A 12,442-nucleotide genomic window follows, 5' to 3' on the forward strand; every position below is an offset into this window, starting at 1 on the left:
CCAACCTCGGGCGGCTGGTACTCGGGGTCGCCGGCTAGATCACGTCACCGCTGCCCTGCACCCCCGCCGGGATCATCGAGATGCTGCAGCGCTACGGCGTGCCCATCTCGGGTCGCCATGTGGTGGTCGTCGGCCGCGGCCTGACCGTGGGCCGGCCGCTCGGCCTGCTGCTCACCCGCAAGGGGATTGACGCCACCGTGACGCTCACCCATTCCCGCACCGTCGACCTCGAAAGCTATGTGCGTCGAGCCGACATCCTCGTCGCGGCGGTCGGTGTGGCCGGGCTCATCCCGCCGGAATGGGTGAAGCCGGGCGCCGCCGTGCTCGATGTCGGCATCACCCGGGTGGTCAATGTCGAGACCGGCAGGGCTAGGCTGGTCGGCGATGTTGACCCGGCGGTGGCGGATGTCGCGGGGTTCCTGTCGCCTGTCCCCGGCGGCGTCGGACCCATGACTCGTGCCATGCTGCTCAAGAATGTCGTCGATGCTGCGGAAAGGAACCTGCTGTGAAGAGTTTCCCCTGGGGACGGTTCTGGCTTCTCGTCGGCGCGGTCATCGCCGTGGTCGGCATCGTCAGTTTCATCCTGAACTACCTCGAGGTCTTCTAGGTCCGGACCGCTGGTTTGGTCGGGTGCTGCGTGTACCGCAACATTCCGTCGCAACCGTCCGAAATGACGGACATCTGGCCTGTCACGGCTGGTCAGGCGCCGAACTCTCGCGGCACACCCGGTCGCGGTTCCGTCATTTCGGACAGAGGCGAACGGCGCACGGGCGAACGGCGCGGGCGGGGTGAGGTCGAGCTGCCCCGCGAGAGTGGATGCCGCGGCTCAGCGATCGCGGCGGGCACCGCCGGACGCGGACACCGTGAACATCGTCGGCTGGCCGAAGCCGTGCTCGGCGAAGGCGCCGTCGATGGCGACCTGGACGCGGGAGACTCCGGATGCCGCCACCAGGGCGATGGCCGCGCCACCGAATCCGCCGCCGGTCATCCTCGCGCCGATCGCCCCGTTGGCCTGTGCGGTTTCTACGGCGAGGTCAAGTTGCGGCACGGAAATCTCGAAGTCGACGCGCATGGAGAGGTGCGAGGCATCCAGCAGCTCGCCGATCGCGGTGGGCCCGTGGGTGCGCAGTAGCCGCACGGTGTCGAGCACGCGCTGGTTCTCGGTCACCACGTGGCGCACTCGGCGGAACGTTTCGTCGTCGAGCAAAGTGCGGGCCCGCGGCAGGTCGTCAACGCCGAGGTCACGCAGCGATGCCACCCCCATCACGGCGGCTCCCGCCTCGCAGGAGGCGCGTCGGTCGGCATAGCCGCCGGTGGAGTGGTCGTGCGACACGCCGGTGTCGATGATGAGCAGCTCGAGCCCGGCCTCGGCGAACCCGAGCGGCACGAGCTCGGATGCAAGCGAACGGCAGTCGAGGAACACGGCGTGGTCGTCGCGGCCGAGGAGCGATGCAGACTGATCCATGATTCCGGTGGGGGCACCGACGGCCTTATTCTCGGCGAGTTGACCGGCCCGGGCGAGGGTGGGCCGGTCGAGTCCCAGCTGCCAGACTTCGTCGAGAGCGACGGCGACGGCACTTTCGATGGCGGCGGATGATGACAACCCGGCCCCCACCGGGACAGTCGACTCGATGTAGAGGTCGATTCCGGGTACGGCCGAGAGGTCTGCGCCAGCCTCTCCGAGGGCCCATGCGACGCCAAGTGGGTAGGCGGACCAGCCCGTAAGACGGGACGGCTCGAGTTCGGTGAGCGCCATACCGGCCATCTCGTCGGCGAATTCGCTCGCGACTCGCATGAGCCCGTCATCCCGAGCGCCGAGAGCCACGACCGTGCGTCGGTTGATGGCAAAGGGCAACACGAAACCCTGGTTGTAATCGGTGTGCTCGCCGATGAGGTTCACACGCCCGGGCGCCGACCATATGCCGAGCGGGGCATATCCGTGAATCTGTTCGAAGCCGTCGGCTACGTCATCCCTGATGTCGCTCATGCGCGCTCGATTCCTTTCCTGATGAATGCGGCGGTCTGCTCGGGAACGATATCGCCGATCCAGGCCCCCATCGCGGCCTCGGAGCCAGCAAGGTACTTGAGTTTTGACTCGGCACGGCGGGGGCTCGTGAGTTGAAGCATGAGCCGGATGTCGTCGCGAGAGACGGTGACCGGTGCCTGGTGCCAGGCGGCGATGTAGGGGGTGGGGGTGTCGTACAGGGCATCGATGCCACCCAGCAAGCGCAGGTATATCTCTGCTAGTTCGGTGCGTTCGGCATCGTTGGTCGCGGCGAAATCGGGGATGTGGCGGTGCGGGAGCATATGCACCTCCAGGGGCCAGCGCGCGGCAAAGGGAACGTAGGCGCTCCAGTGCTCGCCCGCAAGCACGACTCGCTCCGAGGATCGTTCGAACTGGAGAATCGACTCGAACAGGTCGGGCCCGAACCTGGAGATCGACTCGACCACGCGCTGGGTGCGTGGCGTGACGTAGGGGTAGGAGTAAATCTGCCCGTGCGGATGGCGCAGGGTGACGCCGATCTCTTCGCCACGGTTTTCGAACGGGAACACCTGCTGAACCCCCGGGATCGCACTCAACGCGAACGTGCGGTCGGCCCAGGCCTCGATGACGGTGCGAGCCCGCTACGCGGAGAGCGTGCCGAACGACCCTTCGTGCTCTGGGCTGAAGCAGACCACCTCGCAGCGGCCCACCGAGGGCAGGGTACGGCCGAGCCCGATCTCATCGAGCAGCGCCGGGTCAAACGCCTCGGTCGAGGGGCCGAACGAGGGGGAGCGATTCTCAAAGACGGCGACGTCGTAGTTGCTCGGCACCTCTGACGGGTTCGACGCGGTGGCCGGTGCGAGCGGATCCTGGTCGGCGGGGGGCAGAAAGACGCGATTCTGGCGGGATGCCGCGATCGATACCCACTCGCCGGTCAGCGGGTCCTGGCGCATGGTCGCGGTCGCGGGCCTGGGGTCGAGCGTGCGGGCATCGACCGCGCGTCCCGGCGGCAGCGTGGAGTGTGCGTCGTCGTAGTAGATGAGCTCGCGACCGTCGGCGAGCGTGGTCGGGTGCCGGGTGATTCCTGCCATCAGCATGCTCTTACGATATCGAAAGCAGACCTTTCGATTTCCACACTGACGAGCCCGCGGGCGGGGATGACCGTCATCCACGCCGATAGGCTGTCGGCGTGAACCAGCGAATGCCAGCAGTCACCCACTCACCCACCGGCGAGCAGTTCGAGATCGCCAGGGCCGGCTCGACCGCCATCATCACCGAGGTGGCCGCATCGCTGCGACACTTCTCGATCGACGGCACTGAGATCACCGAGTCGTATCCCGTGGGCGCCACCCCGCCCTTCGCCGACGGGATCGTGCTCGTGCCGTGGCCCAATCGCATCGAGGATGGCCGCTGGCGGCTCGACGGCACGACCCTCCAGCTCGATCTCACCGAGGCCGATAAGCACAACGCGATCCACGGGCTGCTGCGTAACACCGCCTACCGTCTGCTCGAGCGCACCGCGAGCTCGGTCACGCTGGGCGCGACGGTGTTCCCCCAGCACGGGTATCCCTTCCACCTGGCCACAAGCGTGCGATACGAACTGGTCGACGGCGGCCTTGACGTTACCCACGAAATTCACAACCTTTCGGCGGCGAGGGCCCCGGTCGCGATCGGTACTCATCCGTTCCTGAAGATCGGCGACGTGCCGGCGGCTGAGCTCGAACTGACGGTGCACGCATCCACCTATTTCGAGGTGGATGCCCGGCTCAACCCGATCGCAGAACACCCGGTCGACGGCACCAGGTACGACCTGCGCACCCCGAGGCGTGTCGCAGACCTGAGCCTCGACACTGCCTTCGGCGGCGTAGAAACAGTGGATGGCGCCAGCGCCACCCTGCGTGCCCCCGATGGCCGCGAGGTGCGCCTGCTGCAGGACAGCGCCCACGGCTTTGTGCAGGTCTTCACGACCCCAATCTTCCCCAAGGACGGCGGTCTCGGTCTTGCGGTCGCGATCGAGCCGATGACGGCGCCGCCGAACGCGTTCAACAGCGGGCAGGGCCTCACCTGGGTCGAGCCCGGCGCGACGTGGACGGTCGGCTGGGGCATCCGGTACTCCGGTTAGGTCATGGTGAATACCGCACCCAGCCCGACCGACATCCGTCGCTGGCGAAAATACCTCGCCGCCGAGCGCGCCGAAGCCGCCGTGTACCGTGACCTCGCCTCTCGGCGCGCGGGTGAGGAGCGCGACATTCTCCTTGCGCTTGCCGAGGCGGAGGGCCGCCATGAGCAGCACTGGCTCGCCCTGCTTGGCGACGCTGCTGGCCGCCCGCGACCGGGCGACCTGCGTACCCGCTTTCTGGGCCTGTTGGCGCGGCGGTTCGGATCCGTCTTTGTGCTCGCTCTGGCCCAGCGAGCCGAAGGTCGATCCCCGTACGAGGGCGATGTGGATGCCACGGAGGCGATGGCAGCGGACGAGCGCATCCACGAGGAGGTCGTCAGGGCGCTCGCTGCCCGAGGTCGACAGCGGCTTTCCGGTACCTTCAGGGCCGCCGTGTTCGGTGCCAACGACGGGCTCGTCTCCAACCTCGCGCTGGTGCTCGGCGTGGCTGCCGCCGGGGTCGATAACCGCATCGTGCTGCTGACGGGAATCGCCGGTTTGCTCGCCGGGGCACTGTCCATGGGCGCCGGAGAATACGTGTCAGTGCGCTCGCAGCGTGAGCTACTCGATGCCACCACGCCGAACCCCGAGGCCGGGGCATCCGTTCCCTACCTGGATGTCGATGCCAACGAGCTGGCACTGGTCTATCGCGCCCGGGGGATGTCGGCGGCGGAGGCGACCGCGCATGCGGCGGAGGTGATCGGAGGGCGGGTGCTCACGCCGGCGCTGCGGCCGCAGGAGCACGAGGTTGTGGGTTCGGCGTTCGGTGCGGCGCTGTCGAGCTTCTGTTTCTTCGCCTCTGGCGCGATCATCCCGGTGTTGCCGTACCTGTTCGGCGCGACCGGGCTCACCGCCGTGGTCGTGGCTTCGGTGCTGGTCGGGCTTGCGCTGCTGGGCACCGGATCGATCGTGGGGCTGCTGTCGGGGGCATCCCCCCTCAAGCGCGCCCTTCGCCAGCTGGCCATCGGCTTCGGTGCGGCCGGCGCGACCTACCTGCTGGGGCTGCTGTTCGGCGTGAGCGCGGGCTGAGGCGCGTTACGACGCCGTGCCGCTGCATGACGTGAACATCGCGAAAGCCGTGCGATTGTGAACGCCTCGGCGTGAAAGGTGCAGTGGTTTCACGGGTTCCGTAATTGGGTACCTGGGTACATAGCAGCGTGTGATCGGCGCTGTCACGATTGTTTACAGCGGATCACTCATTTCGCTAAAACCATTCAGGAGATTGTCATGAATATGAATCGACCTCGAGTCGCCGCCCTCATCGCGGCAGGGGCGTTATGCCTCACTGTCGTTTCGCCCACCGCAGCATTTGCTGGTGACGACGACCGGGAAGAAAGCAGCTTGAATGTGTGTGAACGCAGCAACATCTACAAGTGCGATAACTGGAACTACTTTGAAAACTCATCTGAGATATATTTTGACACTCCGCTAGTTTTAGGGTCCGATGCGCAAACCTGTCCAAGTGATGAGGTCCTCTCTTCCACTGCCTCAACAACTGGCAGGACAATCGGCAGCACTAAGAGTTGGAGGTTCGGCGGTGACATCGACAATAAGGTCTTCGGGCCCATCGGCGTGAAACTCAGCGCTAGCTACAGCGAGGGCATCTCGAACAGCGTGACGACCAGCACCACGTATACCAAGCCCATTCCCCGAGGTCATATTGGACACATGACGTTCTCCCCAAAGATGTACTACTCGGAGGGACAGATGAACTGGACCCGGACGGACGTTGCGAGCGAATTTCATGATAAGGATGACTATAAAACTCACATCGAAAGTCGGACCCCGATGACCCTCCAAAGCGGCGCCGAAGCCGGCAGATATAACCTCGAATCGCGGCCTATGACCAGCGATGAAATCAAATCACTCTGCCCCCACGAGCCGGTCACGCCTGATCCGACCGATATCTGGATCCCCGGCCCGTTGGATAACATAATTTACCCGCGGGGCTAACGTAAGGCGCGCTAACCCCAACGGTGTCAACTGATTGAGTAAGCGAGCTTCCTCTATACGTTCAGCCAGATCCGTGAATGAGGAACTAGACAGCACCTTCGCCTGAGAAAATGAGAGCCCGGCCCCCCGGTTGGGCTCTCATTCGTTAAGGAGAGGCCGTGGTCCGTATCGAATGCGGGCGCACCAGGGTTCGCACTGAGCGCGAGTCGCCGCGCGATCCTAGGGTTTGATGCACTCTCTGCGACCGTCGTGCTTCTGTGTCGGGAAGTCGGGTTGGCCATCAGCTGCCACCCGTGCGAGATGATTGTGGTGTCCGGTTCGCCAGCCCCAAAAGTGGGTACCTCAGTACCTTCCAGCGTTCGATTGAACTTGAGAGTCTGGTTTTTAGCCGAAATATTTATTTCGTGGAAACAGTTCAGGAGATTGTCATGAACATGAATCGACTTCGAACCGCAGGTGTCATCGCTGCAGGAGCACTGCTGCTCTCTATGGTTACGCCCACCGCCGCGTTTGCTGACGACGATCCAGACCAAAAGGACATTAGAAGCTGCCACGGCGACTGCACTGGGTGGAGCTATGCCGAAACAAAGGGCGGCTTTGTCGATGGACCCACGCGAGCTATCGGCGCTTGGGCACCGTCTTGTCCTAACAGAACTGAGGAAACCAGGGCGTCTGGCGGGGAGAGCCAGACCATCGGCAACGATTGGAGCTGGTCGACCGGTCAGGGCGCAGATGCCCCCTTCCTCGCCGGTATAGGAGTGAGTGTTAGCAGAACTACCACAAACGGGGTCTCAAGAAGCGCGACAACCAGCACCTCATTCACTTTTGCCGTTCCGAAAGGCGAAATCGGACGTATCACGTTCAGGCCACTGATGTACCACTCTGAAGGCCGGATGAGCTGGACCGAGCACTACTACAACGAGACTCATGACACCAACGAATGGCACGATGACGTGATCACCAATACCCCTATAACTCTCTCTAACGGCACCGCTGACGGCATGTACAATCTCGAAACAAGACCCATGACTACTGACGATCTCCTTAAAGAGTGTCAGATCTCTCCCCCACCGATCGGCGCGCCGCACTCGATACGCGACTTGCTTAGCGACGGCTACCTGGAGACTGCAATCGGATAAGGTCCCAAGCATCGCACGCGACTTGTCGTTGTTGGAGGACGATAGATCCATTGTGGGAAAAGTAAGCGCCCAGCCCTATCGGCTGGGCGCTTCTTCATCGGCGAGGATTTTGTTGCAGGGAACGGGTATCAGCTGGCCGGTACCCGGCCCACCAACTTGCTGCCTCAGCACGACTCGACACGCCCAGCTTGGCGAGTATGCGCCCGACCTTGTTCTTCACGCTCTGCATGCTGAGTGTCAATCGTTGGGCGATCTCGGAGTTTGAAATCCCGCTTGCGATCAGCTCCATAACCTGATGTTCGCGTGGTGTGAGTCCGACCGCAGCTCTCTCCTCTTTACTGCGGCGCGCGCAGCCCGCGTAATCCGACAGCAACACCGCGGCGACCCGAGGTGAGATGGTGGAACCCTCCGTCGGCGCCAAGACGATCGCCGCGACGAGATCCTCCGGGGAAAACTGCCCCTCGACCAGATACCCATCGACACCACACGTAGCCACCTGCCGGATTTGTTCCTCTGTCGGAAACGAGTCCAGCACGACCACGGCTGTCGTGTCGTCGACGCCTACCCCGTCGAGAATATCCGTACCCCGGTGCTCGCCACAGAGTCCAAGAACCACCACATCTGGGTCATGGATCTCGATCGCACCAAGAGCCGCAACATCCAGGGGAACTGTAGCGATGACTGTCACCTGAGCGCACTGCGCGAGGGCATCGAGAGTCTCGTCGCGGCGCTCAGTGTCTGGCCCGACAACCACAACGCTGAGTGTGACGTCGGCGGGGTGAGGATAGGCGTCGGTGGGCTGGGTGCCGATGGTGTTGTCCCTATGGTCGATTTCACATGTCGGGCGCAGCCTGGCTAGGGACTCGATTTCGTAGACAAGTCCAACCCGGCCGCCTGCAACTAATTCAGAATATCAACTACTTCGGCGCTGTTTGCACCGATATCCGATGAATTGCTGGTTAATAATCGGAGGCTTATAGCGGTACGTGCCCCACTCATCCAGCCGAAACTGCTCGGGATTCTTCGCAAACCTGATGTCCCGCTGCCGATCAGCGTGCCGTCGGCCGACCCTGCTTCCCTCGATCTGTGTGGGGTGAACGATCAGATTGATCAGCGGTCCTCTGGTCAGCAATCGCGCATAATCAGAGGATGATCTCCACCCAGCTCGCTCGGGCACTCAGAGACTCGGGGCTCGAGTGGCGGCCGCGCGCCGGCGACGCCTTCCGCATCGACCGGATCGAGGCCGATGAGGAGGTGTACATCCTCAGCGACATGACCGTGGAAGCCCACGACTACGGCACTGGCACTGTTCTGGGGTTCAACGGCACCATCGAATGGGCGCTGGACTCGGTCGCTCTCGATGATGCGCTTTGGCTGCCGCAAGAACACCAGCTTCGCGAATTTCTGGCCTCGACATTCCGGTCGCTCACCAAGGCTGCCGGCTTTGTGGTTACGGCGGAGTTCGAGGGCCAGTCCTATGCTTTTGAGTCGGATGTGGCGGCGGATGCCTACGCTCGGGCCGCACTATACCTCCTCGACTCCCTCTCCGTATAGGCCCAGCGCCGTTTCGGGTTCCGCCGGTAGGTTGGCACGGTAGAACGCAACGGCGCGCTCACCTTTCACCCTCGGATAAAGGAGCCTGATATGCGCCCCCAGTACCTCATCGTTGCCCTCGTTGCTGTTGTTGCCTACGTGCTCGGCGCGAAAGCGGGGGAAAGCCGCTATGCACAGATTAGGAAGGCGGCCACTCGCTACTGGAACGACCCGCAGGTCAAGAAAGCCCGCAAGAAGGCAAAGAAGGCTCGCAATAAGGCGCGGTCGGCGGCGAATAAGCAGATCCACTCCTTCACTCGCTGATTTGTCAATCAACGTAGTGATGTCACCGGCGGAGGTTGGCCAACAACGCAGCCTCATGCGCGCGATGGCCAGAGGCGACCAGCAGGCGTTCTCTGACCTGTACGACCAGTTGTGTGATGCGACCTACGCGGTCTGTCGACATCACTTGGGCACCGGCTCTGTCGTCGACGGCGCCATGCATAGCGTGTGGTTGTACATCTGGCAAAATGCGCAGTCGTTGTGCCAGCGGGCGGGTTCTCCCTGGTCGACGATCATCGAGACCGCCGATCATCAGGCCAGGGCGCACCGCACCGGCTCTCTGCGCAGCGACATCAATTCGTAGCATTGGCATCGGCCGCGCCGTGGTGATGAGCGCACGCGCCGCCACTGAGCAGTAGAGAACAGCGGGCAGCAGCGCATATTCGACAAAGATGTATCAGGCTGCCCTTGCGCAACTCCTCTGATGTGTGATGAGAATTCAGACTATGGAGGATGGCATTTCGCACAGCAACCATCGCACCCTCTCGGACCCGAACACCGAGGTCATCTGGGACCGTGCTGCTCTCGCTTTCGAGGCGTGGCGATCGGGCAAAGCCCAGGCGATGGACGAGCTTGTGCGCACGATGACCCCCGTCCTGTGGCACGTAGTTCGCGCCCACGGACTTGCTGTTGAGCAGTCGCAGGACGTCGTGCAGTCCACCTGGTTGATTCTTGTCAGTCGCTATGACTCCATTGCAGACCCGCGCGCCGTGGCCGCCTGGCTTACGACGACTGCACGGAGGGAGGCCTGGCGTGTTGCGAGACGGGGGTCGCGCAACGTTCTGGTATCCGACGATATTCTCGAGCGAGTGGCCGAGGATGATGGCTCGGCCGAGGAGGTCGCCGTCGCTCGCGACGACCAGGGCTGGTTGTGGACGTGCGTGAGAACGCTGTCGGAGCGCTGCCAGCGACTGCTTCGTATCGTCGCCTTCGAGGAGCGTCCCGACTATGCGCGCATCGCTGCCGATCTCGACATGCCGATCGGCAGTATCGGCCCAACCAGAGGCAGATGTCTCGCCAAATTGCGCGACGCGCTCGGATCTCGAGAATTGGCGCGATAGCCATGACAGACACCGAACTGTTTGCCCGATTGCGGCAGATGTGGACTGACCTCGACCCGATGCCCGATGACCTCGTCGACTCGATCCTGGTGGCACTTGCCACCGAGGGGCTGGCAGTCGAATATGTCATGCTCACCATGCTGGACACCGTGCCGGCGCTTGCGGGAGTGCGCGGGACATCCGAATCCCAGACCCTCGAATTTACCGACGGCACACTGAGGATGCTCTTGCGAGTGAATTCGACGGGGGATGGAGAACGGCGGGTGGATGGATGGCTCACGCCGGCCTCCGCCATGACTGTGCGGCTGACCCAGGCCCACGACGAGGTCACCGCCTCGATCAGCCCGGAGGGCCGCTTCGAGTTCGAGCACATTCCAACCGGGCGCACCCGACTGTGGCTTGAAGTCGATGCAATCGGGGCCGGTGGTGCCTCCCATGGCTTCACGACAGCCGAGTTCGATCTCTAACTCGTCGAACCCTTTCCAGCCGTAAGGAGCGCAGGATGACCACTGATCGAGGCACCGGAAGCAGCAACCCAAAGGGCGACAGTAGGCCAGAATGGGCATCTCGGTGGAGCTTTCCGCCCGTGGCCGCGAGTGTTCTCGACGCGACAGTGGAACCCGTTGACGGGATCACCGCGTATCCGACCCGCTACGTCCCGTCGCGACTGCTGGTATCGACACTGCGAGACGTGGATGAGGCCATCGCCGTGCTCACAAAAATCGCCGACACGCTCGGCTGGGTGCTCTCTCGGGACGAAGGCTTCGTGACGACCCCTATCGCCGAATCGGAGGCCGCCGGAGCCGCGCGTCGCAGACGGCTACCGTGGGCGAGCGGGCAACTCGGTCTTGCGAGGCTCATTCTGACGGCGTCCAGTGTGGCCCAGCAGGCACCGGATAGTTGGGTGCTGTTGCAGCGTGCTCGCAGGGAGTGGGGAATTGGGGCTTTGCAGGGCATCGGCCTCGATCACGTGCTCAGCATCTCCTCCCCGTTCGGGATGACTCCGTTCGGGATGACTCCGTTCGGCATGACGCCCTTCGGCATGACGCCCTTCGGTATGACTCCGTTTGGCATGACCGGGGCCGTGAACCCCATCGCGAGCTATGGCTACCCGGGTTCGGGAGGGCTGCAGCCGGTTGCCTTTGTGGGCGAAGCACCGAGACGCACGCTCGATAAGGAGTACCGGGGCCGCCGTCCTGTCATCGGCACCCTCGACACAGGGTGCGGAGCGCATCCCTGGCTCGATGCGATCGTGCGCACCAGGGTGGACATTGATGGCGTCCCCATCGGCCTCGTCGATCCCTCAACCGATCCCGAGATCTGGGGTGACCAGTTCGGTCCGCTCGACGGCGCGCTCGACCAGGTGGCCGGTCATGGCACGTTCATCGCCGGTGTGCTCAGACAGGCCGCCCCAGACGCGGATATCGTCGCGTGGCGAGTTGCTGCCTCCGACGGCACGGCACACGAGTCCGATGTGGTGAACGCTCTCACGGGCATCGCCGAACTCGTACGTCGGCATGCCAACGGGGAGCCCGAGGGCTTGCCTCTTGACGTGCTCTCACTCTCGATGGGTTACTACCATGAGACGCCGACGGACGACCGTTTACTGGACCAGACACTGCAGGAGTTGCTCGCGGTGATGGGGCGCTGCGGAACGATCGTGGTCTGCTCGGCGGGCAATGACGCCACCGCCCGGCCCATGTTCCCCGCGGCATTCGGGCCATGGGTGGATGGCAGTGGCCCCTGTGTCCAGGATCCGGATGCGACCTCGATTGTGTCCGTTGGTGCGCTCAATCCCAATCGATCGACCGTTGCGCTGTTCAGTAATACAGGGCCGTGGGTGCGGGTCTACGAGCGAGGAGTGTCCGTCGTCAGCACGATCCCTGTGTTTGAGGCCGGCAGCATGCCTGCCGGTCGCACCGTCGCATACGGACTCGATCGTGATTCCATCGACCCCGACGATTATCGCGGAGGTTTTGCGGTGTGGAGCGGAACATCATTCGCTTCGCCGCTTGTCGCGGGCAGGCTGGCCGCTCAGCTTGACGGCACTCTTCTTGCGGCCGCCAATCGCTCTGCGGCCGAAGTGGTCGATTACTCCTGGAAGACGATAGAGAAGGTGACAGCCCTGGTGCGACAATGAAACGTGTTGTCTGCCTCGACGCTGTACGAACGCGGAATTGACTATGGGAACGCCGGCCGTCATGCCGCCGCACGGCGAGCTCTCGACGCCGCGCTCTCGCGCAGCACCGATATAGATCTCACGGCCCGCATT

At 63.4% G+C, this 12,442-nt stretch carries 12 protein-coding genes and 2 pseudogenes; 11 read left to right on the forward strand and 3 right to left on the reverse strand.

What is annotated here, in order from left to right:
* Positions 1 to 509 (forward strand): annotated as a pseudogene (locus RMN95_RS15075) (bifunctional 5,10-methylenetetrahydrofolate dehydrogenase/5,10-methenyltetrahydrofolate cyclohydrolase); the annotation flags it as partial.
* 317 nt (positions 510 to 826) lie between these two features.
* On the opposite strand, the gene galK reads toward RMN95_RS15075, so the two are convergent.
* Both galK and galT read right to left on the reverse strand, forming a co-directional pair.
* Positions 827 to 1,987, reverse strand: coding sequence for a galactokinase (gene galK, locus RMN95_RS15080; RefSeq protein ID WP_309617726.1), 1,161 nt, complete (start codon positions 1,985 to 1,987; stop codon positions 827 to 829).
* Positions 1,984 to 3,075, reverse strand: a pseudogene (gene galT / locus RMN95_RS15085) (galactose-1-phosphate uridylyltransferase). The gene galK and the pseudogene galT overlap by 4 nt, the downstream one beginning before the upstream one ends.
* A 98-nt stretch (positions 3,076 to 3,173) precedes the next feature.
* Between galT and RMN95_RS15090 the strand changes: the two are divergent.
* The 4 genes from RMN95_RS15090 (at position 3,174) to RMN95_RS15105 (ending at position 7,234) form a co-directional block, all read left to right on the forward strand.
* Entirely contained in the window at positions 3,174 to 4,106 is a 933-nt protein-coding gene (locus RMN95_RS15090; RefSeq protein ID WP_309617727.1) for an aldose 1-epimerase family protein, read from the forward strand.
* A 3-nt stretch (positions 4,107 to 4,109) separates the two neighbouring features.
* Positions 4,110 to 5,171, forward strand: coding sequence for a VIT1/CCC1 transporter family protein (locus tag RMN95_RS15095; protein ID WP_309617728.1), 1,062 nt, complete (start codon positions 4,110 to 4,112; stop codon positions 5,169 to 5,171).
* Between the two features lie 198 nt (positions 5,172 to 5,369).
* Positions 5,370 to 6,095, forward strand: coding sequence for a hypothetical protein (locus tag RMN95_RS15100; RefSeq protein WP_309617729.1), 726 nt, complete (start codon positions 5,370 to 5,372; stop codon positions 6,093 to 6,095).
* A gap of 404 nt (positions 6,096 to 6,499) precedes the next feature.
* Positions 6,500 to 7,234, forward strand: a complete 735-nt coding sequence (locus RMN95_RS15105; RefSeq protein ID WP_309617730.1) for a hypothetical protein — start codon at positions 6,500 to 6,502, stop codon at positions 7,232 to 7,234.
* A gap of 94 nt (positions 7,235 to 7,328) precedes the next feature.
* Here the strand turns inward: RMN95_RS15105 and RMN95_RS15110 are convergent, their stop codons facing one another.
* Entirely contained in the window at positions 7,329 to 7,988 is a 660-nt protein-coding gene (locus tag RMN95_RS15110) for a response regulator transcription factor (protein ID WP_309617731.1), read from the reverse strand.
* Between the two features lie 395 nt (positions 7,989 to 8,383).
* Between RMN95_RS15110 and RMN95_RS15115 the strand changes: the two genes are divergently transcribed.
* From RMN95_RS15115 to RMN95_RS15140, 6 genes are all read left to right on the forward strand, one after another.
* Positions 8,384 to 8,788: a pilus assembly protein CpaE gene (locus tag RMN95_RS15115; RefSeq protein WP_309617732.1), complete on the forward strand. Its 405-nt coding sequence runs from the start codon at positions 8,384 to 8,386 to the stop codon at positions 8,786 to 8,788.
* A gap of 90 nt (positions 8,789 to 8,878) precedes the next feature.
* The gene (locus RMN95_RS15120) at positions 8,879 to 9,091 is read left to right on the forward strand and encodes a hypothetical protein (protein ID WP_309617733.1); all 213 of its coding nucleotides are present in this window, start codon (positions 8,879 to 8,881) and stop codon (positions 9,089 to 9,091) included.
* 1 nt (position 9,092) lies between these two features.
* Positions 9,093 to 9,413: a hypothetical protein gene (locus RMN95_RS15125; RefSeq protein ID WP_309617734.1), complete on the forward strand. Its 321-nt coding sequence runs from the start codon at positions 9,093 to 9,095 to the stop codon at positions 9,411 to 9,413.
* Positions 9,414 to 9,555: 142 nt separating this feature from the next.
* Complete coding sequence (locus RMN95_RS15130; RefSeq protein ID WP_309617735.1) at positions 9,556 to 10,170, forward strand: sigma-70 family RNA polymerase sigma factor; 615 nt, start codon at positions 9,556 to 9,558, stop codon at positions 10,168 to 10,170.
* A gap of 2 nt (positions 10,171 to 10,172) precedes the next feature.
* Complete coding sequence (locus tag RMN95_RS15135) at positions 10,173 to 10,637, forward strand: hypothetical protein (RefSeq protein WP_309617736.1); 465 nt, start codon at positions 10,173 to 10,175, stop codon at positions 10,635 to 10,637.
* A 35-nt stretch (positions 10,638 to 10,672) separates the two neighbouring features.
* Positions 10,673 to 12,310: a S8 family serine peptidase gene (locus RMN95_RS15140; protein ID WP_309617737.1), complete on the forward strand. Its 1,638-nt coding sequence runs from the start codon at positions 10,673 to 10,675 to the stop codon at positions 12,308 to 12,310.
* The last annotated feature ends 132 nt before the right edge of the window (positions 12,311 to 12,442 follow it).

Source organism: Salinibacterium sp. (genome assembly GCF_031364185.1).
GTDB lineage: Bacteria > Actinomycetota > Actinomycetes > Actinomycetales > Microbacteriaceae > Rhodoglobus.

What these genes read in the sequence shown, in the direction of transcription:
- RMN95_RS15135 (WP_309617736.1), top strand. Translation starts at nt 10,173, where the DNA reads ATGACAGACACCGAACTGTTTGCCCGATTGCGGCAGATGTGGACTGAC.
- RMN95_RS15130 (WP_309617735.1), top strand. Translation starts at nt 9,556, where the DNA reads ATGGAGGATGGCATTTCGCACAGCAACCATCGCACCCTCTCGGACCCG.
- RMN95_RS15120 (WP_309617733.1), top strand. Translation starts at nt 8,879, where the DNA reads ATGCGCCCCCAGTACCTCATCGTTGCCCTCGTTGCTGTTGTTGCCTAC.
- galK (WP_309617726.1), bottom strand. Translation starts at nt 1,987, where the DNA reads ATGAGCGACATCAGGGATGACGTAGCCGACGGCTTCGAACAGATTCAC.
- RMN95_RS15140 (WP_309617737.1), top strand. Translation starts at nt 10,673, where the DNA reads ATGACCACTGATCGAGGCACCGGAAGCAGCAACCCAAAGGGCGACAGT.
- RMN95_RS15100 (WP_309617729.1), top strand. Translation starts at nt 5,370, where the DNA reads ATGAATATGAATCGACCTCGAGTCGCCGCCCTCATCGCGGCAGGGGCG.
- RMN95_RS15095 (WP_309617728.1), top strand. Translation starts at nt 4,110, where the DNA reads ATGGTGAATACCGCACCCAGCCCGACCGACATCCGTCGCTGGCGAAAA.
- RMN95_RS15115 (WP_309617732.1), top strand. Translation starts at nt 8,384, where the DNA reads ATGATCTCCACCCAGCTCGCTCGGGCACTCAGAGACTCGGGGCTCGAG.